This is a genomic window from Flammeovirga sp. SubArs3, from assembly GCF_947387565.1.
Taxonomy (GTDB): domain Bacteria; phylum Bacteroidota; class Bacteroidia; order Cytophagales; family Flammeovirgaceae; genus Flammeovirga; species Flammeovirga agarivorans.
In genome coordinates this window covers 256,096-282,488 of the sequence record NZ_CANDOA010000007.1, presented here as the reverse complement: position 1 = coordinate 282,488, position 26,393 = coordinate 256,096, and the positions used below count along the sequence as shown (strand labels likewise).

Here is a 26,393-nt window from a genome sequence, read left to right as displayed (position 1 = left end):
TTCATTTATCCACATAATTTACTGCTATGCGAACATTGTTGATAATTACCTTACTATTCTTATTTACAACAAGTTGTAGAACCAATGAGAAAAATGAAAAAGATACGAGTGTGAATAACTCTTCTGGAGATTACACTTCAACCATTGTTAATCATTCAATAGAGACAAAATCAGGAATGTTGTTCACATTAACCGAAGAGAGAGTTACTAACAGTGTGAGTAACATTTCAATTCAAGGAATGAACTTTCCGAATTCAAATGATATTATCAACATTGATCAAACCGATCCTATAGAACAATTTAATGTAATGGATCTCAATGATGATGGTTATGAAGAGCTTTACATATCGCAAAGAACTCCAGGATCTGGTGCCTATGTAAAACTTATTGGAGTGTCATCTAACAGAGATAATAGTTACAGTAAAATCTACGTTCCCTCGGTTTCAGAAAATGACGAATTATCTGAGGGATATATGGGACATGATGAAGTTGAATTTACTCGAAAAGATATTATCCGCACTTATCCTGTATACAAAGAAAAAGATAGTAATGCTCATCCAACCGGAGGAGTTCGTACTGTAAAATATGAATTGATAACAGGAGAAGCAGGTTATATCTTAAATCCTTATATGGTATCTAACGAATAAGAAAAAGCCCTACAGATGTTCATCCGTAGGGCTTTAATATATTTCTAAAACTTATTTAAACGCTAAACTATTTGCTCCATTTCATGTAAGGATACTTAGCAGGAGCTTGTTGAATAGTTTTACCAGGATTAGTATTTCCAGCTTCAGCTAATGTATTAACACCTGCCTGGTTTTGAATATAATATGCACCTTTACGCTTTTTAGTAATAGCATCATCTTCATGTTCAATGCTTAACTTTGTATCGCGTTGTGCTAATGTTGTTGTTTTATAATTTTTACGAATATTTTTTTGTGGATTATCAGCATTTGCAGCGAAATTAACTCCAGCAATAATAAGTGCGATAGCAATGATTTTCTTTTTCATGTAGTTGATTTTTTAAAGGTTTTATTGATTTAACTTTCAATTATATATACCCTTAAAACACCTAAAACGTTACCCTGTTTTCGCTAATAGAAGTTAACAAATTAACAATTTTGGAACTTATTTTAACAACACTGAGCACACCTTTTTTAACACTTAAATTCTCACGATTAAGAGCCCATTTTCTCTTAATATTTGCCACAGTTCACTCTCAATTAATTCACTAAAGTCTAAACCTGTCTCATTTTCGAAATCTTCTTTAATCGTTTCGATTTTTGAATAAGGATCATCGCTATAGATACTGAAAGAATCCATCATACCGGCCACCCAGTCTGCAAGAATATCTGAAGTTTCAATTTCAAGGTCTTCTTTCTTATTAATAAAGATAAGTTTTCCCCATTGGTCCTCTTCGTCTATCTCTACCATAGGAGATTTTCCCAACCATAATACAGAGTGTTTTACTAATTGGTCGTCACTTTTTGTATTTTCAGTAAGTGCTTCTTCAATTAGTGTTGGAGACAGAGTTGTTGACGAAGTAGAGAAATCGAACCATTGTTGAACAGGTAAGTCCAGTTCTAAACCATGCATATAATTGAAGATGGAAGTTCTTAGTCCTTCACCAAAGCGTTCATGGTTGGCTCCTGTAGGATCCTTGTGAGGAATATCATTCCATGCGAACCCTTCAAATTTGAACTCTTCTTGTTCTACTTTATAGTCATCAGGATTTAAACCTACAGGTGCATGTGCAGTCATTGCAAAACGGTGCCAGAAACCTGATTGTAAACAATGGTTGGCGAATAATTGTCTTACAACTTCTAATGAGTCGATAGTTTCTTGTGTGTTTTGAGTAGGAAAGCCATACATCAAATAAGCATGAACCATAATACCTGCAGCACTAAAAGCTTTTGTTACTTGTGCTGCTTGTTTGATAGTTACTCCTTTTTTCATCAATTCCAGAAGACGATCGGATGCCACTTCTATACCACCTGAAACAGCTACACATCCTGATGCCGCTAGCAATGTACATAGGTCGGGAGTAAATGTTTTTTCAAAACGTATATTACCCCACCATGTAATTTTTGTTCCTCTTCGGATAATCTCAATAGCAATATCTCTTAGTGCTAATGGAGGAGCAGCTTCGTCAACAAAATGAAAACCAGTTTGTCCTGTTTCATTAACAATTTGTTCAATACGGTCAACAATCATTTTGGCTGGAGCAGGATCATATCTTCCGATATAGTCTAAAGAGATATCACAGAAAGTACATTTTTTCCAGTAACAGCCATGAGCAACAGTGAGCTTATTCCATCTTCCATCATTCCATAAACGATGCATAGGATTCGCGACATCAATTACCGAAAGGTATTGGTCTAATAATAAGTCACTATAATCTGGTGTGCCAACTTCAGAGTGTGTAATTACATCCTGTACTTTTTGATCAATAAAATGAACATCTCCTTCTTCATTAAGCATGTAGGTTCTTTGGAGCTGCTTGGAAGAGATTTTTCCTTCTAAATACTTAAGTAGATTTAGAAGTGGGCCTTCTCCATCATCTAATGTGATAAAGTCCAAATATTGAAATACTCTTGGATCTTGTAATGAACGCAATTCAGTATTAGGATAACCACCACCCATTGCTATGTTTATTTCAGGGTAATTTTCCTTTATATACTTACCACATTTTAGTCCTCCATATAGGTTCCCTGGGAATGGTACTGTAAAAGCGACTAAATCTGGTTGAGAGTTTTGTAGTTTTTTATCCAGAATTTCTAATAGCCATTCATCAAGTAAATGCATTGGTTCATGTAATGCATCATCGATTGGGGTAAAGCTTGTTGCTGACATAGCAATTCTTTCAGCATATCTACTAAAGCCAAAATCTTCCGTGATGGTTTCAATGATAAAATCACCAAGATCTTCTAAATAAAGAGTAGCAAGGTATCTCGCTTTGTCATTGATCCCCATAGTACCAAAAGTCCAGTCAACATTCTGTACATGTTTGAACCTTGATGCTCTAGGCAAGAAGCTATCTTGACAAATACTATGTGCTAAGGTATTGTCTTTATTTTGTAAAAATTGGATAACTGGATGTATGGTTTCCAAGTAATCATCCTGTAACATAAAAATACGCTGAGCATTATCGTTTGCTTCTTCGATTACTTCTTCAGCCTGATCAAAAATTGCTGTTAATCCATCAACACTGAAAATTTTTAATACTAGTTCTAAACCAAGGTCTACTTGATCTGCACTAATATTTTTTTCTCTTAAAAATCCCTTCAAATAAGCTGTTGCTGGATAAGGTGTATTCAGCTGTGTTAATGGAGGGGTAATTAATAATGTTTTGATGGTACTCATGTATTTTGAAAACTTACGGATGATTGTGACTGCAAAAATACAGTAATCAGTTAACTATCTCGTATTTTGTTAACCTTCGATAGAAAAGATTGTTATGAATAGGCATAAAAAAAGCATCTCTGGGGAGAGATGCTTCAATATCTTAATAACAGGTACTTTTATTTTAGATCCTGTGATGCTTTTGCTGCTGATAAATCTTCTTTCTCAAACTTCAGTTTATCTACTACAGCTTTTTGGATTTCTGCAGCTTCATCAACTCTGCTTTTCAAATAGAAATCGTAACTTCTATTAAAGACTGTTGAATCTACATTGTTTTTGGTATAAATACTACCTTCTAATTTAGCATAAGCGTTCATTGCTTCATCCTTTGGAAGGTGTTGCGTAGAAACTGTTGCCTCTGCTTTGTATAAATCGACCAAAACATTGATCATCACATCTTTTGATAAAAGATCTGCAGGTGCTTCTGGACCTTTTTTAGGACCACAGCTTACAAGTAAAATTGCTAACGCAAGTACATTCAATAATCTTTTCATAGTGACAAAAATACCTAAAGACATTAAAACCTCGAATCTAATAACGTTACTAGTAGTAAAAAATGTGGTTAAATAGTGTTAAATGAGCTTTCAAGTTGTTCACAACGATAAGGTTGAAGTAAATTTGGTAACTAAGTAAGTCTAAAATTAAAGGAATGAAAGAATTACTCAAGAAGTTAAGAAAATATGAAATCCGTATTAGAAAAGCGATCAACTCGCATATGCAAGGGGATTTTCATTCTGTATTTAAAGGCTCAGGTTTAGAATTTGATGATGTCCGCCTGTATCAATACGGAGATGACATTAGACATATAGATTGGAATGTGACTGCAAAAGGGCATGGAACCTTTGTGAAAACATTCAAAGAAGAGAAAGAGCAAAACGTATTTTTTGTGGTGGATGTCAGTGCTTCTCAAGACATTGGTAAGCCTCAAAGAAAAAAAATAGATGTAACGAAAGAAATTGCAGGAGTGTTGGCGATGTCGGCATTAAAAGAAGCAAGTTCTGTTGGTCTATTGTGCTTCTCTGATGATAAGGAAAGATATGTGAAACCCAATAAAGGGAATAAGCATGCCTATCAATTGATTGGTGAATTATTTAGATTGAAACCGAAATCACCTAAAACCAATATCAATAAAGCCTTAGGGCAAACTTTATCAATGATCAAAAGAAAGAGTATCATTATAGTGATCTCCGATTTTGTAGATGAAAATTATGAGCGTCACTTAAAAGCTTTATGCCGAAAGCATGATCTTGTGGTGGTACATGTTGGGGATGATAGAGAAACGTCTTTCCCTCGTATTGGTATTGCTCCTTTGTATGATAAAGAAGCTGGAAAAACGATTTGGGTAAATACATCATCAAAACAGTTTAGAGACAAATTGGATAAGTTTTATGCACAAAACAGATTGGAACTTAGTGACCTTGTTCGAAGAAACGGAGGTAACTATGTTTTTGTCAATGCAGCAGAAGACTATGTCCCTAAATTGATCAAGTTGTTTAAAGTAAGAAACAGAGTAAAAAGATAAAGATTCTAGTATCTAGATACAATGAAGAAGACATTCAATATATTTTTTACACTTTTATTTCTAATTACAAACTTCGTAGTTGCTCAAGATGAGCAGGAGTTACCTTATGGTAGGTTTAGTACTGACAGTATTATGCTTGGAGAAGAGATTAAATATACTCTTAGATATGAGCATAATGCTGATGATGAAGTACTATTTGTAGATTCTACTTATAACTTCACACCCTTCGAATTATTGAATAAGGAATTTTTTCCAACACGAAGTGTAAACAATGTTAGTATAGACTGTGTGATCTATACTTTGGCTACCTACGAAATTGATTCTGTTTATGAATTAGGCTTGCCAGTTTTAATTGCGGAAAATGGGACTACAGATTCTCTTTTTGCTCATTTAGATGGCGTCTTTTTTAAAGACTTAATTCAAGTGCTTCCCGATACTGCAAAAGTAATTGCAGATGTGAATTATGTAGAAGTTCAACGCGAATTCAATTATCCTTACCTAATGATTTTCATTGGTATTATCTTCGCTATAGCTCTGATAGTAGTATTTGGATTTGGTGGGAAAATTAGAGAACACTGGAGAAAGAAAAAAGTACAGAAGGCTTACGATACATTTATCTCTTCTTATAAATCTTACTTAGGAAAAGAATTAAGTAGTAGTGAAACGGAAGATGCTGTAGCACTTTGGAAAGGATACTTAGCAGCAGCCACTAACTTAGAGATTCAGGCATTAACTTCTAAAGAGATAGGAAAAGTATTAGTTTCAAAAAAGTTAGAAGAGCAACTTAAACTTTTAGATAGAGTGATTTACTCGGGCAGTGGAGCAGAAGAAGCTAAACCTGTACTGAAGAAATTACAGAATATTGCTAATAAGGGTTTTGCTTATGCTTTAGCTAATGAAAAAGATAAAACTTTTATTCTTCTTGAAGATGATTTTGAAAAAGAAAGCCATCATGAAGATGTAGTTTTTGCAGTGACTGAAGTATCACAAAATGGAACTACTGATAGTAGTAGCCTAAGTGGAAATGTATCCCAAGAAATTAAGACACTACCAGCAGATATTAAACAAAAAGTAGAGAATACGAAATCATCAAAAGAAATCTACCCATTATTAAAGACTAGTGATTGGGTAGGAAAAGATTTCAGTATTTTCAAGAACTTTCCAATATCTTCAAAGGCTCCATTACCATTAATTGCTTTTGGTTATGATTTAGGAGAACAATTTATGTTCTACACTAAAGATGATCTTAAAAAAGAAAAGGTATCTGAAGATGCTATTTACAAACAAGCGATGGCAAATTTGAAGGAGATAAAAGTGCCTTTCGAGTCAGGTCCTGGATTTTATACTGCTTCAGGTAATGACTTCTCTGCTGAAAAGATTCTGGATACAGATTTTCTTTTAGAAGCCCAGAAAAAAATGGGAGCATATAAGATCATTGTTGCTATTCCGAGACGAACAGTGATGTATCTAACAGATGCCAACTCTACAGAAGAACAATTGAAGTTATTCCAAAAACTCGTTCATACAACGTATCTAGATGACAGTTATGGGAACGCTCCAATCACGAATCTTCTATTTACTTTTGAAGGAGCCGAATGTAAAGAAGTAAATGTAGTTGCTCCTTAATAAAATGATTATAAAAGAAACGATTTAGCTAGTACAGTAAATTATGTACGAAAATATATTATCATTAGATTGGTTTTTACCTTCCACACTAAAGGGTTTTGATTGGGAAAATCCGTTCTACCTCTATCTAATTGCAGGTGTTCCATTTCTATTCTTATTGAGATGGTTGCTTCGATATAGAGTACGCCAAAAACTCGATGTAGCTTTACCAGAAGGTAGGCTAAAGGCAGATTGGAGTACACTTTTACGATTTATTCCTCCATTTATTTTATCATTAGCGATAGCTTTAATGTTGATAGCATTGGCTAGACCGCAAAAGACAAATGAGCAAGTAGAACAATGGACTGAAGGTATCGATATCATGTTGATATTGGATATTTCCCATTCCATGAAAATCGAAGACTTTGTCCCTAATAGATTAGAAGCAGCAAAAAAAGTTGCAGCAAAATTTATTGATGGCAGGGTACAAGACAGAATAGGTTTAGTTATTTTCTCTGGAGAAGCGATTTCTTATGCGCCTTTAACTACCGATTATACCTTACTAAAAAACTTAGTAAAGGACATCGATTTTAATATGATCGATAAAAATGGTACTGCTATTGGTCTTGCACTAGGTGTAGCCATTAATAGAATGTCAGAGTCTGATGCTAAATCAAAAGTAGCCATTTTATTATCAGATGGTGAGAATACTGCAGGAAGTATTGACCCGAAGACGGCTGCAGAATTAGCATATGGCTATGGAGTAAAAGTATATACAATTGGTGTAGGTAAAGAAGGTAGAGTACCATATGGTACTGATATGTTCGGTAGACCAAAATATATTGAGCAACATCTTGATGAAACAGCACTGAGAGAAATTGCGAAAATTGGTAAAGGAAAGTATTTTAGAGCTACAAATAATAAAGCCTTAGCAAAAATCTTTGATAGAATTGATAATTACGAAAAGGCTGAAATCAAAGAAACAAGATACAAGGACACAAAAGATTTCTACCAATATTATTTGATTTGGGGACTGATATTCTTCTTAATGTGGATGGCACTGAAAAGTACATTTATGACAAACGCATTGGAAGACTAAGAAAAGAAGGGACTAGGAAAACATGGAATCAAGACGTTGGCATATCATTGCAGGCTTTTCAATCTTATTCATTACTTATGCGGTTGTTTTATTAAACATTCAGGTATTTAGTACAAATTATAAGACAAGAGCTGAAGCAAACATAGTAGAACGAGTGGTAGAATATCCTTTAAGAGGTATGATCTACGACCGTAATGGAAAACTATTGGCTTCAAATGCTGCCGTTTTCGATGTGATGATTGTACCCAAATACTTTAAAATAGAAGAAGAGGATTCTGTAGTATTAGCAGGAATGCTAGACTACACTATGGAGGAGTTAAGGTATAATATCAAAAAATCGAAATATTATTCTTGGTATAAACCTTCAGTACTAAAAAAGCAGCTGACGGAAACAGAATATGCCAAGATACAAGATAAAATTATTCGCTTTAAAGGTTTAAGTATTCAAGCGAGAACCATTCGATCATATCCACATCAGAGTTTAGCAAATGCATTAGGATATGTGAAAGAGGTATCAAAAGCATTTTTAGATCGTGATACTGCAGGGTATTACCAGAGTGGTGACCTTATCGGTAAAAGTGGTGTAGAAAAATTTTACGAAGAAGAACTTAGAGGACAGCGTGGTGTAAGTTACATCATGAAAAACGTTAAAGGGGTGACCAAAGGATCTTTTGAAGATGGTAAATTTGATACTATCCCAAGAGTAGGAGCTACTTTAACTTCATCCATCGATCTTGATTTACAAAAGTATGGGGAAGACTTGATGGTGAATAAAAAAGGTGCTGTTGTAGCACTAGATCCTAATACAGGTGAAATCTTAGCCATGATTTCTGCTCCATCATACGATCCAAACCAGTTAACGGGTGAAGGAAAAAGAGTTTCTAAGAATTATGGTGGTCTCTCAAGAGATAAAAATAAACCACTTTTTAACCGTGCTATGCAATCTAGGTATCCTCCGGGATCTACTTTCAAAACTGTGATGGCATTAATCGGTCTACAAAAAGGAGCAATTGATACGCTTACCACTTACTTCAGTTGTAATAAACGATTGGTAGGTTGCCATGATCACAAAACACCTTTGAATGTGGCAGGGTCAATTATCAACTCTTGTAACCCTTGGTATTATCAAGAAATTCGTCGTTTGTTGGATGATGAAGGTAAGCGGTACGAGACTTCAGATGTATTAAGACAAACTCTAGATACATGGAGGGAAGAGGTAAAAGGATATGGTCTTGGTGTGAAGCTTGGTGTAGATATGCCTTATGAAAAAGGTGGTTTAGTACCTAGTTCAAACCTTTATGATAGAATTTATAAAGGTGGAGGATGGAAAATCAGTACAATTCACTCCATTAGTATTGGTCAAGGAGAGGTATTAGCTATGCCTATCCAATTAGCTAATTTAGGAGCAATTATCGCTAATAGAGGACATTATTATACGCCTCATATCATTAAAGATATTGGTGGTGAAGGACCACTACAACAATATAAAGTGAAGCATCAAGTAGATGTAAAACCTGAATATGTGGATCATATTGCAAGGGCTATGTCTGAAGTACCAAGAATAGGTACCGCTCGAAGAGCATTCAGTAATGATCTTGTCATTTGTGGTAAAACAGGTACTGCTCAAAACCCTCATGGAGAAGACCATTCTATTTTTATGGGTTTTGCTCCACTTGATAAACCTCAAATTGCCATTGCTGTATATGTAGAGAATGCAGGTTTTGGTGGTACATGGGCTGCACCTATTGCAAGTTTAATGATGGAGAAGTACGTAAACGGTGAAGTAAAACGTCCTTATCTTGAAAAATATGTTTACAACGGAGACCTAATTGCTAAAGAAGAAGCAAGAAAAGAGAAAGAAAGGTTGTTGAAAGAACGTAGAGAAAAGCAAAAAGCCAGAATGAAAGAACTTCAAGCGAAGAGAGCTAAGCAAGCAGCCCAACAAGATTCCATCCGAGTAACAACATCGACAGATGAATAAATAAAAAAAGGATAATTAAGAGTGCTTTACTCTAATTATCCTTTTTTATTCACTTATAAAATCTATTAATTGGTCGGCATAATACCTTTACTATAGATAGTATCTTTAACGACTTGTTGATAAAGTCTTCCTATTGGGAGCATTTTACCATTTTTAAGTTCTACCTGATTACCTTCAATAGCATTTACCTTATTGAGGGAAATTGCAAATGAACGATGAACTCTGATGAATTCATCTTCTGGTAGGTTTTCAAGAATTTTTGTGAGCGTATAATGAACAACCATTTCTTGGTCTTTTGTGTAGACTCTTAGGTAGTCCTTTAGACTCTCCATATAAATAATATCATCCAACTTTACTTTTACCATCTTCTTTTCCACCTTGAGGAAGATAAAAGCATCTTCATCAGATGATGATTTCGCTGTAGTTGTTGAAGTCACTTTTGGACTACTACTAGAAGTAGTTGCCGTTGATATATTACCTTTTGCGGCTTCTTTGGTCTGAATTAATTTTGATGCTTTATTAGCTGCTTTTAAAAATCTTTGGAATGAAATAGGCTTCAGAAGGTAATCTAATGCAGAAATTTCAAAGCCTTCTAATGCATATTCTCTGTAAGCAGTAGTTAAAATTACTTCAGGTTTTTGTTCTAAAGATTTTACAAAGTCAATACCTGTTAGCATTGGCATATTGATATCTAAGAACATTAAATCTATTTTCTGATTCTGTAGTACGTTGAATGCTTCTATAGCACTTTCACATTTTGCCACGATCTCAAACTCGTTCAACCTCATCAAGTAATTTTCAATTACTTTTATTGCTAGAGGCTCATCATCAACAATCAGACATTTAATTTTACTCATCTCGTGGAATTTTAAGCGTTACTTTAAACTTCTCCTCTCCATCATTAATGTCAAGGCTGTATCGATCATCATATAGTAGTCCTAGTCGTCTTCTTGCATTAGCAAGTCCGAATCCGCCGGTTTTGGTTTTTTTCGTTTGAACAGGCAGGTTGAAAGGGAGTGGGGTTTGATCAATACTTGGATTCTCTACTTCAAATGTGATAAAATCATCCGAAATCTTCAAGTTCAATTCAATTTTGATTTCATTGAGCTTGTTCTTTACCCCGTGTTTAAATGTATTTTCTATAAAAGGTAAGAATAAAAGTTGAGGAACTCTTACATTTCCTGCTTCTCCTTCAACATTAAAAGTCATAATTAGGCGATTTCCGAATCTAAGTTTTTCAAGATCCAGATAGCTTTGCATATAATATAGCTCGTCCTCTAGGTTTACCCTTGTTTCTTTTTGATACAGCATATAACTCATCAACTCTGATAGTTTCATCACAGCATCAGATGCCTCATCACTTTTATCTAAAGTAAGAGAATAGATATTATTAAGTGTATTGAATAAGAAGTGTGGCTGAATCTGACTCTTTAATAAGTTCAGTTCCGTCATCATATTCTGTTTTTCAAGCTCTCTAGTCTTCTTTTGGTTGGCTATCCAGTTTTGTGTTAGAGCAATAGATGTAGTAATACCTAATACATAGAGCTCACCGGTGATAATGGCAATAACATGGTTCGCACTAAATATTTCAGCTTGAGTACCCGCTTCTGGCCAAACAGGTAATAAAAACTGTTGGGTAAGGAATACTTTTAAGTACATCATAATTACCAAAGCGATACTTAATTGAAAGATGTACATAAAGTACTTCTTATTAGGTATGTATTTCGGTAATAAATAATAGGCATGATAATACGATAATGGTATATGTATCGCAAAGCCTATAAGGTTAGACTGGAAAGAGTAAGTGTAGTCATCATAATAACTGCCCCATCTTAGACCATTTAATACAAAGTAGATGATCCAAAAGATGGAATGCTGTATGATTGGTTTATTCAATTTCAAAGACATTGATTCAGGTAGATGGTCTAGAATATTTATCTTCTCATCAAATAACTTATTTTTTGTTTGTATTGCCATTATTTAACGTCTATTGTTTAATAAAAGCTAAATACAAGATAAGCGTTGATGAAACAATTATTTTAGATTTATTGCATTAAATATAGGATTTTATGACGTTCATCTAGGGATGAATGCAGTTTATCCTAAAAATTGTGCTGTATAGCATACTTTAATGACTGTTAATCTATTTTTTTAAAATTCCTTAAGTGTCTGATATACATTTACGATATCAAGAATGTGCAAGGGAGTGTTTCCTTTGCTTGTAGGCCAAAAATACTAATTTAATGATTTGCCTGCATCGTCTGTTCATCTAACCTTCAGTTCAATATGAAATTCAGACTACTAACAATGTTTATTAGTTTGCTGCTTATGGCAAACACAATTCACGCACAAGACCGTGTTGTGAAAGGTACAGTAACCGAAAACGGCTCTTCTGAACCACTTCCAGGGGTAAACGTACTAGTTAAAGGTACGACTACAGGAACAACAACTGATTTTAACGGAGCTTTCTCTTTATCAGTTGCCGACGGAACTACTTTAGTATTCTCTTATGTAGGATACTTATCACAAGAAATTGTAGTAGGAAACCAGTCAGAGTTTTCAGTATCATTAGAAGTAGATGCTGAACAATTAGAAGAAGTTGTAGTAACAGCACTAGGTGTTGAAAGATCTGCAGAAAGTTTAACTTACTCAACTCAATCAGTAAGTTCTGAAGATCTAATTACTGCTAAAGATCCAAACGTAATGAACTCGCTTTCTGGTCGTGTAGCTGGTTTACAGTTATCAAGAAGTGGTTCTGGTGCTGGTGGATCAGTAAAAATCAACTTAAGAGGTAACCGTTCTGCAAAAGGTGATTCTTCTCCTTTATATGTAATTGATGGTGTGCCAATGGCAGGTCAAGGTGCTACTCAACCAGGTGAGATTGAAAACCCAGGTCGTGATGGTGGTGATGGTATCTCAAACATCAACCCAGAAGACATCGAGTCAATCAACATCTTAAAAGGTGCTGCAGCGTCTGTTCTTTATGGTTCACAAGCGGCAAACGGTGTAATCATGATTACTACAAAGAAAGGACGTCCTGGTTACTCTAACTTAACTTACTCATCAAACTTTACTGCAGAACAAGCTTACATGTATCCTGAAATGCAATCAAAATATGATGCTGAAGGAAATGCAATCAACCACAATGCTCACACTGCAGATGACTTCTACAAAACTGGAACTACTTGGGTAAATTCATTATCATATACTCAAGGTGGAGAGAAATCACAATTCTATGCTTCTTACGCAAATACTACTGCAAACGGAGTAATGCCAACAAACACTTTCAACAAAAACAACTTCTCATTCAACGCTACTACAAAAGGTTTGGATGACAAGTTAGAAATGAGAGTTTCTGCAAACTACATCAACCAAAAAGGTATCAATAGACCAACAGCTGGTGCGTACATGAACCCTATCTATAGTTCTTACTTATCATCTAGATCTATCTCAAATGATGAGTTAACTAATAACTACCAAACTTGGAACTCAGACAGAAAGATTTACGAGCAAAACTATCCAGCAACTGTAAAATCAGAAATTGGTAACGAAAACCCTTACTGGTTATTGAACAAAGCACAAACAGAAGATATTCGTAACCGTTTCATGTTATCAGGTTCAGCGAAGTATAACTTCAACGAATTCCTTTCATTACAAGGTCGTGCTAACATTGATGCAACTCAAGATGTTTGGGAAAGAAAAGCACATGCTACTACTAACCCAATCAATATCTCAGCGGATCCGATCACAGGTTTATCATATGGTGGTTACTTCAGAGATGATTTCTCTAACACTATGATTTATGCTGATGCGATCTTAAACTTCAATAAGCAATTCAATGATTTCAATGTAACTGCTTTATTAGGTTCTTCAATCCGTGATGAGGAAAATACTTTACAAAGAGTAACTTCTGATAAGAGATCAATTAGATACACAAACATCTTTACTGTATCAGCTTTACCAGAAGGTATGGTTCCAACTGAAACTTACTTACAACGTCAAGTACAATCAGTATTCGCAAGTGCTACACTTGGTTGGAGAGATATGTTATACTTAGACGTAGCAGGTAGAAATGACTGGTCATCTACATTACCATCAAACAATAATTCTTACTTCTACCCTTCAGTAGGTTTAACAGCAGTTCTTAACAAGATGATGGATTTACCAGACGTAATTTCATTAGCGAAAGTTAGAGGTAACTATACAGTACTAGGTAACGATGCTCAACCAGGTGTAACAACTCTACAACATGAGGTTGACTTCAATGGTAACTTGAAATTTGCTGATACTGAGCCAGCGGCTAACTTAAAGCCTGAGCTTTCTACTTCAATTGAATTCGGTGCAGAGTTAGAATTATTCAATGGTTTATTATACATGGATGCTAACTTCTACAAAACGAACACTGTAAACCAGTTATTCCGTGTAGCTAACCCAACAGGTTCTTCAGGATTCCAATATAGCTATGTGAACGCAGGTGATGTTGAAAACAGAGGTTTTGAATTATCAATCTCAGCTATGCCAGTTTCACAAGGTGATCTTACTTGGAGTACTACATTCAACTTCGCAAGAAACGTAAACGAAATCAAAGAGCTTTATACAAGAGCTGACGGTACTGAAGCAGAATTTGATATCGTAACTAATGGTGGTAACATCAACTACATGCAAGTATTAAGAAAAGGTGGAGCAATTGGTGAAATCTGGACTGCTGACTTTGCAAGAGACGAGGATGGTAACATGATCATCGGTGATGACGGTCTTCCTTCATCAGGTTCTTTAGATCCAGAAAGTGCTAAGAAGTCAAACTCTAACCCTAACTTAATCGCAGGTTGGACAAACACATTAAAGTACAAAGGATTTACTTTAAACATGGTAATTGATGGTAAGTTTGGTGGTCAAGTATTATCATTGACTAACTCTTACATGGATGCAGAAGGTACTTCAATTGAATTTGCTAACGCTGTAGAAAATACAGGTACAGTAACAGTAGAAGGTAACCAATTCGATCCTCTAGGATACTTACAAGCAACTGCTGGTAGATCAAATGTTACTTCTCAGTACTTATATGATCAAACTAACGTAAGATTAAGAGAATTATCAATCGGTTATACTTTCGACAAAGTTGGTCCTCTTAGTGATGTAACGTTATCAGCAATTGGTAGAAACTTATTCTTCTTCTACAATGCAGCACCATTCGATCCAGATGTAGTAATGTCAACAGGTGCAGGTGTTCAAGGTCTTAACTTCTTCGGTTTACCAACTACAAGAAGCGTAGGTTTGAACTTAAGAGTAAACTTCTAATCTAAAAGATCGACTACAATGAAAACAGTTTTAAAAAAATATATTCTACCTACTGTTTTAGCAGCAGGTGTATTTACAGGATGTACTAGTAATTTCGAAGAAATTAATAATGATCCTAACAAGCCAACAAACGAAGAGCTATTAGCAGACGGTAACTTAGTAAATGGTTTCTTCCCTCAGTTATCACGTTCGATTTACTTCAACTTTGATAACTCGAACTGGAAGTGGCAGGTACAACAAAACTTGAATGGTGATGTATTTTCAGGTTACATGGCTCCTCCAACTCCATTTGCAGCAAACTCAAACGCAACGCATTACAACTTAATCTGGAACTTCTGGCCTTGGTCAATCGGATATGAAAATGTAATGTCACCGGCAAATGCAATTGACTTAATCTCAGAGGATTTAACACCAAGATTATATTCTCCAGCACTAGTACTTAAAGTATTAGGTATGCACAGAATGACTGATATCTATGGTCCTATCCCTTATGTAGATTATGGTTCTCCAGAAGTAACTTATGATAAGCAATCTGAGATCTACGACAAGTTTTTTGCTGAGTTGGATTTAGCTATCGCTAATATTGGTGATAATCCTGAGCAAATTCCTACATTCTCTGCAGTAGATGATTTATACCAAGGAGATTTCTTAATGTGGAAAAAGTTAGCAGCTTCTCTTAAGTTAAGATTAGCAATGAGAATCTCTAATGTTGCTCCAGATAAAGCTAAACAATATGCTGAAGAGGCAGTTGCTACAGGTGTATTTGAAGGTGATGATATCGCAAGAGTTAATGCTTCAATCGTTCATCCATTAGCGACAATTTCTGAAGGATGGGGTGATATCAAAATGGGTGCTGATATGGAATCTATCTTAACAGGTTACAGTGACCCAAGAACAGCAGTATACTTTACTGAGGCAGGTGGACCAGAAGATGGTTCTCCAATCAAAACTGGTTTTGCAGGTGTACGTTCTGGTATTGATTTACCTGATGGTCGTGGTGATTACCAATACTACTCTAGAATCAATCCTGACTTCATCAACCAAACTACTAATATCGTATTAATGACTTCTGCTGAAGTGTATTTCTTAAGAGCAGAAGCAGCATTAAAAGGATGGAACGTTGGTGGAACGGCTCAAGCTTTATATGAAGAAGGCGTGAGACAATCTTTCACTCAACATGGTATTGCTGATCAAGCTGATGCTTACTTAGCAGATGATACTAGTGTTCCTGCAGATTATGTAGATGTATCTGATGCTACTTATGGTACAGATTACAGTATTGAAGCTGCAAGTGATGTTACTATCAAGTATGATGCTTCAAGAGCTTTAGAGCAAATTATTACTCAAAAGTGGATTGCAATGTTCCCAGAAGGAATGGAAGCATGGGCTGAATACAGAAGAACAGGTTTCCCTCATATCTTCCCTGTGAAATACAACAAGAGTAACGGAGATGTTCCTGCAGGTGAAGCTATCAAACGTTTAAGATACCCTGACGGTGAAGCAGTAAACAATGCTACTTCTTACGCTAACGGTATCAAAAACCTAGAGGCAGAAAGTACACATAAAGTAACTAGCCCTATTTCAGGGTCAGTTGACGCAGGTGGTACTTCTCTATGGTGGGACGTAGACTAATAAGAATTTAGGTGAATAATAATATAACGGACAATGAATTGTAACAAGCAGAGGGACTATGTCTCTCTGCCTGTTTTTTTTATAAGACTATGATAAATTAACCTACATCAATGTTGTAACACTGTAATTTATGTTTTTAGAGAATAGCTTGGTTGAAATTGTTAAGATATTGTGTTGATTCTTAATTTTTACTAAACATTAAATCTTTGATCGTTTAAAAGAGTAAAATACTAATAAAGATCTCGGTAGTATTTACAATATTTATAGCTGAGAACTAAGTTTAAGAAGATCTATCAGCTAAGCAATCAAAATATTACTATTATGAAAAACATAAAAAATTTACTGATAACTGTATCGGCTTTTATTGGATTAGCCTTTATTGTTACTTCATGTTCATCGGCAAAGATTTATACAGATTATAAACCAGGTACAAATTTCACTCAATACAAAACATTTAGTGTTTTACCTTGGCAAAAAACAAATGCCAAAGTGAATGAATTTGACCGTGAGCGTATCAAAAACGCTGTCATAACAAATATGCAATCGTTAGGATATACTTATTCTGAGCAAGATACAACTGCAGATTTACAGGTTGGAATGGTATTCACAACGAAGGAAAAGAAAAGTGTAACATCATATAACGCTGGATACGGCGGATGGTATGGACCTTGGGGTATGGGTGCTACGCACTACTCTGAGTACGATTACACTGAAGGTACTTTTGTAGTAGATGTATTTGATACTCAAGCTCGAAAATTACTTTGGGAAGCTGCTGCCGTAGGAACTGTTCCAGAGAAGCAAGAGAATCCTGTAGTAAGAGAGAGAAACATCAACAGATTTGTAAAAAGTATCTTTAATAAATATCCAATGAAGAACTAAAAAGTTCAACTCATTGTAAAGAAAAATCCCAGTAATATCGAGATGATGTTACTGGGATTTTTTTATTGCTATATCTATCAATTAATCGATTCGATCTTTGATATGATAGTCATTTCGATTGCTTTGGTTGAGTGAAACCATTTCGGCAATAAAACCTGTCATAAACATTTGGGAACCTATGACTACCGCTGTGAGTGCCAAATAGAAAAGTGGTTGTTCTGTTACTTCTCTCTGAATAGGAAGATTGTTGATAGAAAGGTATACCTTTTCAAGGATCAACCAGAGTGCAGCAATAGTACCCGTTAAAAAGGAAACAGAACCTAATGAGCCAAAGAAATGCATTGGAGCTTTCTTGAACTTAGAAACAAAAGTAATAGACATTAAGTCTAAAAAGCCATTGACAAAACGCTCAAGACCAAACTTGGTTGTTCCATATTTTCTAGCTTGGTGGGCAACTGATTTTTCACCAATTTTCCCGAAACCATTCCATTTAGCGATAACTGGAATATACCTATGCATTTCACCATATACCTCAATCACTTTCACAACATCCTTTTTGTAGGCTTTTAGTCCACAATTGAAGTCATGCAGTTGTATATCGGAAACAGCTCTTGTAGCGGCATTGAAAAGCTTTGTAGGTAGTGTTTTTGTAATAGGATCGTATCGTTTTTCCTTCCAGCCTGATACTAAATCATAGCCATCTTCCAAGATCATTCTACGAAGTTCTGGGATTTCATCAGGGCTATCCTGAAGGTCCGCATCCATAGTAATTACTACTTCTCCTTCTACTTCTTGAAAACCCATTTGAAGGGCTGCAGATTTACCGTAGTTTCTAAGAAAACGTAAACCTTTTACCCAAGGAAATTTCTTCTTTAATTCCTGAATCACTTCCCAAGAATTATCTGTACTTCCGTCATCAACAAGACAAACTTCTCCATTGATGTTTTCTTGTTCAAAAACTCTATTGATCCATTCTACCAACTCAGGTAAAGATTCTGCTTCATTGAGCAGTGGTACCACAACGGATACATCTATTTTATTTTTTTCAGTCATGAACTGATGATTTATTTCTAGAAATTATATCCATCTTTTCCTACTTCTTGTTTCATAAAGTAAGAAATGGCTAATGCTAGTAGAAAACCTAAGAAGGTATATAAAACAACACTCAATAAATAGGGAATAGGAGTAAGTGCCAACCATTGTGATAATTCTATGGCTTGGTCAATTTGTTCATCAGTTAATTGAGGTTGCTTTTCTAATTCTACTCTTGTTTGCTCTATGGCTTGCATAATGGCAGAATCATCAAGGAATTTTACATATAAGTAGTTTAAAACTCCGGTGATTAATGCTCCGATAAAAGAAAGTAAGGTACCTAACTTTACTCCATCTTTGTAGTTTAAATATCCTCCACTATGAAATTTATATTCTCTGTAAGCAAAAAATGTTGCTGTAACAATCACTAATATATTTAAGTATTGTAGAAACGGATCTTGTGTTTTTCCAAGTGTGGAAAGAAGTACACTATATCCAAAACTAAATACACCAACGATAGCCCCGTATTTAATGGCAAACGTTCTTTTTTGTGGTAGTTCGTTCATATCGAGTTGCAAATTTTTATAAAAATAGGCATTAGAATTGATTAAGACAGTAACTTTTTCAACTCATTCAACTTTAACATAGCATCGAGTGGAGTCATTGTGTTAATATCCAATGCTTCCATCTCTTCTTTGAGTTTCTTAGCTACAGGGTCTGCTGCACCATCAAAGATAGAAAGTTGATAATTTTCTTTTGGTACTTCTCTAATCGCTTCTTTATTTTTTTCTTTCCTCTTATCTTTTTCAAGATGATCAAGAATATCTTCTGATCTCCTTACAACTGATTGAGGCATACCAGCCAATTGGGCAACATGAATACCAAAACTATGTTCACTTCCTCCTTCCTTTAATTTTCTGAGGAAAATAATTTTCTTTTGATATTCTTTTACTGATACATTAAAATTTTTGATACGAGGGAAGTCTTCTGCCAACTCATTTAACTCATGGTAATGTGTAGCAAATAAAGTTTTTGCCTTTGCTTTTTTATGGTTATGTAGGTATTCTACTATAGCCCAAGCAATAGAAACACCATCATATGTACTGGTACCTCTACCAATTTCATCCATTAGCACTAAGCTTCGGTCAGAGATATTATTCAGTATACTTGCAGTTTCCGTCATCTCGACCATAAATGTCGATTCACCTTTTGATAAGTTATCCGAAGCACCAACTCTGGTAAATACTTTATCAACGATACCTACTTGTGCCGATTTTGCAGGAACAAACGATCCCATTTGAGCCATTAACACAATTAAGGCAGTTTGTCTTAATAAGGCGGACTTACCCGACATGTTGGGACCTGTAATGACCATAATTTGTTGCTCCTGAGTATCTAGATAAACATCATTTGGAACATATGGGTCATCAGCAGATAATTGTCTTTCGATAACTGGGTGTCTTCCTTCTTTAATATCTAAAGCCTTGTCATCGGTAATCGCTGGCTTTATATAATTATATTCAATCGCATTAAATGCAAAAGATAATAAGCAATCTAATTTTGCTAAAGTAGCAGCTGTTTGTTGTATTGGATTGATATATTCTGTTGCAGCACGAATTAGATCCATAAAGATTTTCGTCTCAATAACAGATATCTGTGATTCTGCATTAAGAATTTTCTCTTCGTACTGTTTAAGTTCTTCTGTGATATATCTTTCAGCATTGACCAACGTAGATTTACGAATCCATTCGGCTGGTACTTTATCTTTATGTGTATTTCGAACCTCTAGATAATATCCAAATACCTTATTATACCCAATTTTTAATGATGGAATACCTGTACGCTCACTTTCTCTCTCTTGAATTTTCTGAAGAAAATCTTTTCCTGAGTGAGAAATAGATCTTAATTCATCTAACTCAGCATTTACTCCCTCTCTAATAATGTTTCCTTGAGCAGGATTAATAGGAGGGTTGTCTTGCATTTCTTTTTCAATACGTTCTACTAAAACGTTACAAGTATTGATACGATCTGCAATAGCTCTTATTTCAGTATTACTAGTATTTTCTAAAAGATTTTTGATTGGAGCAGCATGTTGAAGCGCCTTCTTGATGAAAACAATTTCTCTTGGGTTTACTCTTCCAACAGCCACTTTTGAGATCAATCTTTCGATGTCCGTGATTTGGCGAAGATGAGTAATCACATCGTCTGCTATATCTTCTTCTTTTGTAAAGAAATCTACAACATCAAGACGGGCATCAACTCCTCCTTTGTCTTTTAATGGTAATACAGTCCACTTTTTTAGAAGACGAGCCCCCATTGGAGTAACACATCGATCTAAAATATCTATTAAAGGTATTCCACCTTCATTTTGAGGGAAAATTAACTCTAGACTTCTCGCAGTAAACTTATCTAACCAAACATATTTATCTTCCTGTATTCTACTAATCTGATGGATATGATCGATATGATGATGTTCGGTCAATTCCAAGTAATTCAAGATGGCTCCAGCGGCGATAATTGCCAACGGTAAGTTTTCAATACCAAAACCTTTTAGGTTTTTAGTTCCAAAATGACTTGTAAGTTTTTCATAGCCATATTCAGAAGTATATACCCAATCATCTTGACGGAAGGTAGGGTAAGTATCTCCAAAAATTTCTTTGTAAGCCTCTTGATCATTTCTACAATACAAAACTTCTGAAGGAGAAAACCCTTGGAGTAACTTATCAATGTAATTCTGATCGCCTTGTGCTACAAAAAATTCACCAGTAGAGATATCAAGGAAAGAAATACCTAATTCCTTTTTTGTAATATGAATTGCAGCGAGGTAATTGTTTGACTTAACATTAAGAACATTATCGTTCATAGATACACCAGGAGTTACTAATTCTGTAATTCCTCGTTTCACAACACCTTTTGCCGTTTTAGGATCTTCTAGCTGATCTACAATAGCAACTCTTTGTCCAGCTTTTACCAGTCTAGGCAGATAAGTGTCTAAAGAATGATGAGGAAAACCAGCTAAAGCCATTTCGGAAGCAGCACCATTAGACCTTTTTGTTAATACAATGTCTAAGATTTTACTTGCTGTTAATGCGTCGTCTCCAAAGGTTTCATAGAAATCTCCTACTCTAAATAATAATAAAGCTGTTGGGTGTTTCGCTTTAATCGCGTTGAACTGCTTCATCATTGGAGTTTCCTTCTTCGCTTTTGTTTTCCCTTTTGCCAAAGTATACTTCTTTTTATGTATGATAATAATGCCTGTTCAAGACATTCATAAATAGCTTCTTAAAAATAAGAAGGCATCACAAAAGTAGATTAAAATATTGTTTGTGATATACCACCTTATTAAAGGTGACAAATTTAGCTAATGAGAAAATAATATCACTAATGGATAAATACTATTCACGAAAAAAAAAGGGATACCACAAAATGGAATCCCTTTTCTACGCACGATCTTAACTAATCTACTACCTAATCAATTTTTATTATCCTTTGTTTATTCGAACGATTGATTAATAAAAAGGTTGTTCAATTTTATTTTTTTAACATCATGTAGAAGAGAATAGATTTTATTCAAATAGGATATATCCTATAAATTTTAAGGATTTCAACGTTATGAAGGGTATTTTAACTATTGAAATTACATTGATTTTATATATTTAAAATATTGATATTCAATTTGTTATTATTGTTTGTTGTTGAGATTTAAACAGAATTATTATAGATAATTGATAATAAATTGATTAAGAATACATTTTTTAAGACTTTTGTGCACTAGTCTCTTTTCTGAGGAGATCATTCTAGATGAAGGTACACACTTCTTATTGCATTTTGTTTTGAGCAGTGGGTACAGTGACATTATTGACTTATGCATAACTTTAATACGTTAAAGGAGTTTCTAGAGGAACCAAGAAAAGTGGTCATTATACCACACACTAAGCCCGATGCAGATGCGATTGGTTCGGCCTTAGGTTTATCATGGTACCTTAGAAAATCAGAACATAAAACAACAGTGTTATCACCTAACGACTATCCTTCTTTCTTACATTGGATGCCTGGGCATGAGGAAGTAGAAGTGTATGATAAAGATAACCCTGAAAAAGCTGAACAATTATTGGATGAAGCCGATGCAATTTTTTGCGTTGACTTTTCTGCTTTAAGTAGAATTGATGAGTTAGGTCCAATGGTAGAAAAGCAGCTAAGTAGCAAAGCTATTGTAATGATTGACCACCATAGAGGCAGACAAGAGTTTGCTGACTATGAGCTATGGGATATTGATGCAGCAGCAGCAGCACAATTGGTATACGAATTCATTGATTTAGATGAAGGTACTCAGCGTATCGATCAGAGAATTGCAGCTTGCCTTTATGCAGGTATTGTAACAGATACTGGTTCTTTTAAATACCCAAGTGTATCAAGCAGAACATTAAGAATCGCAGCAGCATTAAAAGATACAGGTTTAGATACAGCTCGTTTGTATAATCTGATCTACGATAATAATACAGAAACTCGTCTGAGATTTTTAGGTCATTGCCTAAAAGAAAATCTTACATTCTGGCCAGAACTAAACACAGGTATCTTCACGGTTTCACAAGATGACAGAGAAGAGTACAAACTTCAGTCTGGTGATACAGAAGGATTAGTAAACTATGCTCTTTCAGTAAACGGTATTAAAATCGCAGCAATTTTTAAAGAAAAAGACGAACGTGATGGTGTGAAAATTTCCTTCCGTTCATTGGGTGATTTTTCTGTTGCTGATTTAGCTTCTGAGCACTTTAATGGTGGAGGCCATAAAAATGCAGCAGGAGGTAGAGTAGATGGTATTACTATCGAAGAAGCTGTCGCTAAATTTAAGAAGGTACTCGAAGAGAAATTGAAATAGAATTTATTATAAACTAAATATGCAAATCACAAAAAAAGTTGCCTTAGCAGCACTAATGTTTGGTGCCGTTGCTTGTGGCAAAAAAGAAATGACTACTCCATCAGGTAAGAAATTTTCTGTTGTAGAGTCAGGAAGTGGACAAAAAGCTCAAGAAAATAATATCCTTGAATTTTCTTTTAGAATTTCCAACGCAAACGATTCAACTTTATTCGAAAACACTCAAATGGGTAGAGGAGAGTACGAAATGTTTATGTTACCTCCAGATTCAGTGTTTGACAAGGCTATTGCTGAAGGTCAAAAAATCGACCCTATGATTGAGATGTTGAGAATGATTAACGAAGGTGATAGTGCTGAAATGGAAATCGTAGCAAGCGAATTCTTCGGTCAGATGTTACCTCCATTCGTTAAAGATCCAACGGAACAAGTTAAAATTGGTGTTAGAGCTGCTAAGTTATACTTATCAAGAGAAGAGTATACAACTGTTATGCAAGAGCGTCAAGAAGAGATGCGTAAGCAAATGGAAGCAGATGCTGAAAAATATATCGAGATTGATGATAAATTAATCCAAGAATACTTAACTGAAAAAGGTATCACAGGTGCTGAAAAAACTGAATCAGGTTTATACTATGTGATTACTAAAGAAGGTAAAGGTACTAACCCTGCAGTAGGTGCTGAAGTACAAGTTCATTACACTGGTACTTTATTAAATGGAAATAAATTTGACTCTTCAGTAGATAGAGGACAACCATTTAGCTTCCCATTGGGTCAAGGTAGAGTAATCCAAGGATGGGATGAAGGTATTCAATTATTAAATAAAGGTGCTAAGGCAACTTTATTCATTCCTTCAGCATTGGGTTATGGTCCAAGAGCAATGGGTACTGATATCCCTGCTAACTCTGTATTAGTATTTGATGTAGAGTTGATCGACTTTAATACTCCTGCTTCAAAATAGTAGTTGTTAAGTAGGTTTTGATCGTTGACAATCATTACCTCTTAAATTAATAATATATTCAAACACAGTAAGTTTACTTTGTTATTCTGAAGTAAATTTACTGTGTTGAATAAGTTTACCGTTATTTTCTCAATGTGAAATCGCGTAAATCTAATTAAATTAAACCTACTTATCTTATGAACAATACTTACAAATTTTTCAAATGGGTTGCGTCATTAGGGCTTGCATTAGGCCTTTCAGGTTGTATGCATGACGATATTGTGGATTACGTAGCTCAAGACACTGAAACGCTAGAAACTTACCTAAATAGCAACAACATTGATTATTACAAAACATCAACTTTAGGGCAAGGTTACGGAGTGTATATTACTCCTCCAGATGTGATCACACCTCTTCCAGGTGAACCTGAAGACAATGATGTTAGAATCATCCAAAGTACATTGGATCTTCGCAAGTTCGATCAATCTCTAATTGATAACGAACAAATTGGTAGTAATCCTGATGAGTTAGTTACTCAAGTATTTTTAAAAGATTCATTATATACTTTTGCAGTTCGTAGAGGAGCAATCTGTTTAGGTTACCTAGATGCATTAATCAACATGCAAAGAGGTCCTGTGGCAGAGAGAGTATATATTCCTTCTTACTTAGCTTTTGGTGGTACTGCATCTAGTGGTATTGGATTAGAGTTCAATGACATTGTTACTGCAGAAGACTTAAAAATTGTTGATGTAAGAGATGCTAGATCTCAAGCAGAATATGAGAAAGCATTAGCATTACAATATGCTGCAGATTCAATTGATGGTTTTGTAAGTGCTGAACAAGGCTTGATGGATAGTACTTCTGTTGTGGCAACAGATTTCTATGGAGAAGGTCAAGATCTTATCTTAAACGATTACATTGTAAAACATACAATCACTGAAGGTGAAGGCGATTTAATTGCTGTTGGTGACACTGTAAAAGTACGTTATGAAGGTAAGTTTGCGAACTTAGGTTCTAGTTCAGAACGAGCTAAGGCAACTTTAGTGTTTGATGATAACATTACTGAAAAAGATGGCTCTATGCCAGATGCTTTACAAGTAGTAGTTTACTCAAACAGCCAAGATGCATCAGAAAAAAATGCCTCTACTCAAGTAATTAATGGTTGGTATAAAGCTTTAAGATCAATGAAAGTTGGAGAAAAAGCTATCTTTGTGATGCCTTCTCATGTTGCTTATTGGGAAACAGGTGATAATCCAAATACTTTTGATTTGTTCAAGACAATTCGTCCATTCAAAACATTAGTATTTACAATGGAAATCAAGAAAGACGAACAATAAAATAATTTATACAGTTCATACTATGCATATCCGCATTCGACACTTTTTATGGCTGCTAGTAGCAGTGTTCTCAGTTTTTTCATGTACTCAAAGTAGTGAGGTATTGGAAGAAATAGACCCTGATGCTGCAGAGGATTATTTAATTCAACAATACATTATTGCAGATAGTGTTTTTGTAGCTGATACAGAAGCTGATATTGAGCAATACTACAAGTTCGGTGTTTATATGACAACGACAGGTACAACAAATGGTCAGCCGATAGACACTGACCGTAAAATCAGTTATGGTGATTCAATGCACATTACTTATACTGGTTGGGTAATGGGGCCTGAAGCTGTTCCTTTTGATAGTAATGTATTATTAGAAGATCCATTTGAACTAGTATTGGGAAAAACGTCTGTGATCGAAGGTTGGAATATTGCATTGTTCGAAATGCATGAACATGAAATTGCAAGAGTTGTAATTCCATCTAAATATGGATATGGAGCGACTGGAAACCCTCCGTCGATCCCACCAAATTCATCTTTAGTATTCAATATTCAAATTGATAGTCTTTGGACCACCGACGAGCAATAGTGGTGTTCAAGACCTTCAAATGATGAAAACCGTAGAAAAATTTAATTTTTTCTACGGTTTTTTTTATTCCAAAAAAAAAATGTGAATAATAACGTATAACTTCTAACTAGTATCTATTGAAAGTCGTTGAAAAAAACTAAATTTGTTCAGATTATCTGGGCAGATTTACTGTCGATAGATAATCTATTCATAGAAAGATCAAACATCATTTAAAAACAA

Annotated in this window: 20 protein-coding genes; 12 read left to right on the top strand and 8 right to left on the bottom strand. The window is 35.0% G+C overall.

Annotated elements, in window-relative coordinates:
* Positions 1 to 26: 26 nt before the first annotated feature.
* Positions 27 to 647: a hypothetical protein gene (locus QL232_RS19945; protein ID WP_281615515.1), complete on the top strand. Its 621-nt coding sequence runs from the start codon at positions 27 to 29 to the stop codon at positions 645 to 647.
* Positions 648 to 714: 67 nt separating this feature from the next.
* Here QL232_RS19945 and QL232_RS19940 read toward each other — a convergent pair whose 3' ends face one another.
* The 3 genes from QL232_RS19940 to QL232_RS19930 all read right to left on the bottom strand — a co-directional run bounded on the left by QL232_RS19940 (position 715) and on the right by QL232_RS19930 (position 3,896).
* A complete protein-coding gene (locus QL232_RS19940; RefSeq protein WP_168883663.1) occupies positions 715 to 1,011 on the bottom strand; it encodes a hypothetical protein in 297 nt (98 codons plus the stop codon).
* Between the two features lie 153 nt (positions 1,012 to 1,164).
* Positions 1,165 to 3,363: a radical SAM protein gene (locus QL232_RS19935; protein ID WP_281615514.1), complete on the bottom strand. Its 2,199-nt coding sequence runs from the start codon at positions 3,361 to 3,363 to the stop codon at positions 1,165 to 1,167.
* Between the two features lie 158 nt (positions 3,364 to 3,521).
* The gene (locus tag QL232_RS19930) at positions 3,522 to 3,896 is read right to left on the bottom strand and encodes a DUF4296 domain-containing protein (RefSeq protein ID WP_168883665.1); all 375 of its coding nucleotides are present in this window, start codon (positions 3,894 to 3,896) and stop codon (positions 3,522 to 3,524) included.
* A 155-nt stretch (positions 3,897 to 4,051) separates the two neighbouring features.
* Here QL232_RS19930 and QL232_RS19925 point away from each other — a divergent pair, with 155 nt between their 5' ends.
* The 4 genes from QL232_RS19925 to mrdA are packed head-to-tail and all read left to right on the top strand — an operon-like array spanning position 4,052 to position 9,609.
* Positions 4,052 to 4,924, top strand: coding sequence for a DUF58 domain-containing protein (locus tag QL232_RS19925; RefSeq protein WP_168883666.1), 873 nt, complete (start codon positions 4,052 to 4,054; stop codon positions 4,922 to 4,924).
* 21 nt (positions 4,925 to 4,945) lie between these two features.
* On the top strand, positions 4,946 to 6,550 hold the full coding sequence (locus QL232_RS19920) for a DUF1444 family protein (RefSeq protein WP_281615513.1): 1,605 nt from the start codon (positions 4,946 to 4,948) through the stop codon (positions 6,548 to 6,550).
* A 43-nt stretch (positions 6,551 to 6,593) separates the two neighbouring features.
* Positions 6,594 to 7,628: a VWA domain-containing protein gene (locus QL232_RS19915; RefSeq protein ID WP_168883668.1), complete on the top strand. Its 1,035-nt coding sequence runs from the start codon at positions 6,594 to 6,596 to the stop codon at positions 7,626 to 7,628.
* 22 nt (positions 7,629 to 7,650) lie between these two features.
* A complete protein-coding gene (gene mrdA / locus QL232_RS19910; protein WP_281615512.1) occupies positions 7,651 to 9,609 on the top strand; it encodes a penicillin-binding protein 2 in 1,959 nt (652 codons plus the stop codon).
* Positions 9,610 to 9,674: 65 nt separating this feature from the next.
* Here mrdA and QL232_RS19905 read toward each other — a convergent pair whose 3' ends face one another.
* On the bottom strand, positions 9,675 to 10,466 hold the full coding sequence (locus tag QL232_RS19905; protein ID WP_168883670.1) for a response regulator transcription factor: 792 nt from the start codon (positions 10,464 to 10,466) through the stop codon (positions 9,675 to 9,677).
* The gene (locus QL232_RS19900; RefSeq protein ID WP_168883671.1) at positions 10,459 to 11,586 is read right to left on the bottom strand and encodes a sensor histidine kinase; all 1,128 of its coding nucleotides are present in this window, start codon (positions 11,584 to 11,586) and stop codon (positions 10,459 to 10,461) included. The genes QL232_RS19905 and QL232_RS19900 overlap by 8 nt, the downstream gene beginning before the upstream one ends.
* Positions 11,587 to 11,937: 351 nt before the next feature.
* On the opposite strand from QL232_RS19900, the gene QL232_RS19895 reads away from it, so the two are divergent.
* From QL232_RS19895 to QL232_RS19885, 3 genes are all read left to right on the top strand, one after another.
* The gene (locus tag QL232_RS19895) at positions 11,938 to 14,907 is read left to right on the top strand and encodes a TonB-dependent receptor (protein WP_281615511.1); all 2,970 of its coding nucleotides are present in this window, start codon (positions 11,938 to 11,940) and stop codon (positions 14,905 to 14,907) included.
* Positions 14,908 to 14,925: 18 nt separating this feature from the next.
* The gene (locus QL232_RS19890) at positions 14,926 to 16,539 is read left to right on the top strand and encodes a RagB/SusD family nutrient uptake outer membrane protein (protein ID WP_281615510.1); all 1,614 of its coding nucleotides are present in this window, start codon (positions 14,926 to 14,928) and stop codon (positions 16,537 to 16,539) included.
* Positions 16,540 to 16,860: 321 nt separating this feature from the next.
* Entirely contained in the window at positions 16,861 to 17,418 is a 558-nt protein-coding gene (locus tag QL232_RS19885; protein WP_168883674.1) for a DUF4136 domain-containing protein, read from the top strand.
* Between the two features lie 81 nt (positions 17,419 to 17,499).
* Here the strand turns inward: QL232_RS19885 and QL232_RS19880 are convergent, their stop codons facing one another.
* Genes QL232_RS19880 through mutS form a run of 3 tightly spaced genes read right to left on the bottom strand, consistent with a single transcriptional unit; the run spans position 17,500 to position 21,634 of the window.
* Positions 17,500 to 18,471 (bottom strand): glycosyltransferase family 2 protein, encoded by a 972-nt coding sequence (locus QL232_RS19880; RefSeq protein ID WP_168883675.1) that lies wholly within the window; start codon positions 18,469 to 18,471, stop codon positions 17,500 to 17,502.
* 17 nt (positions 18,472 to 18,488) lie between these two features.
* Entirely contained in the window at positions 18,489 to 19,016 is a 528-nt protein-coding gene (locus QL232_RS19875) for a DUF4199 domain-containing protein (protein ID WP_168883676.1), read from the bottom strand.
* A gap of 41 nt (positions 19,017 to 19,057) precedes the next feature.
* The gene (gene mutS, locus QL232_RS19870; RefSeq protein ID WP_281615566.1) at positions 19,058 to 21,634 is read right to left on the bottom strand and encodes a DNA mismatch repair protein MutS; all 2,577 of its coding nucleotides are present in this window, start codon (positions 21,632 to 21,634) and stop codon (positions 19,058 to 19,060) included.
* A gap of 681 nt (positions 21,635 to 22,315) precedes the next feature.
* Between mutS and QL232_RS19865 the strand changes: the two genes are divergently transcribed.
* The 4 genes from QL232_RS19865 to QL232_RS19850 all read left to right on the top strand — a co-directional run bounded on the left by QL232_RS19865 (position 22,316) and on the right by QL232_RS19850 (position 26,174).
* Complete coding sequence (locus QL232_RS19865) at positions 22,316 to 23,329, top strand: bifunctional oligoribonuclease/PAP phosphatase NrnA (protein WP_168883678.1); 1,014 nt, start codon at positions 22,316 to 22,318, stop codon at positions 23,327 to 23,329.
* Between the two features lie 19 nt (positions 23,330 to 23,348).
* Positions 23,349 to 24,281: an FKBP-type peptidyl-prolyl cis-trans isomerase gene (locus QL232_RS19860; protein ID WP_168883679.1), complete on the top strand. Its 933-nt coding sequence runs from the start codon at positions 23,349 to 23,351 to the stop codon at positions 24,279 to 24,281.
* A 176-nt stretch (positions 24,282 to 24,457) separates the two neighbouring features.
* On the top strand, positions 24,458 to 25,597 hold the full coding sequence (locus QL232_RS19855; protein WP_281615509.1) for an FKBP-type peptidyl-prolyl cis-trans isomerase: 1,140 nt from the start codon (positions 24,458 to 24,460) through the stop codon (positions 25,595 to 25,597).
* A 22-nt stretch (positions 25,598 to 25,619) separates the two neighbouring features.
* Positions 25,620 to 26,174, top strand: coding sequence for an FKBP-type peptidyl-prolyl cis-trans isomerase (locus QL232_RS19850; protein WP_168883681.1), 555 nt, complete (start codon positions 25,620 to 25,622; stop codon positions 26,172 to 26,174).
* Positions 26,175 to 26,393: the final 219 nt, after the last annotated feature.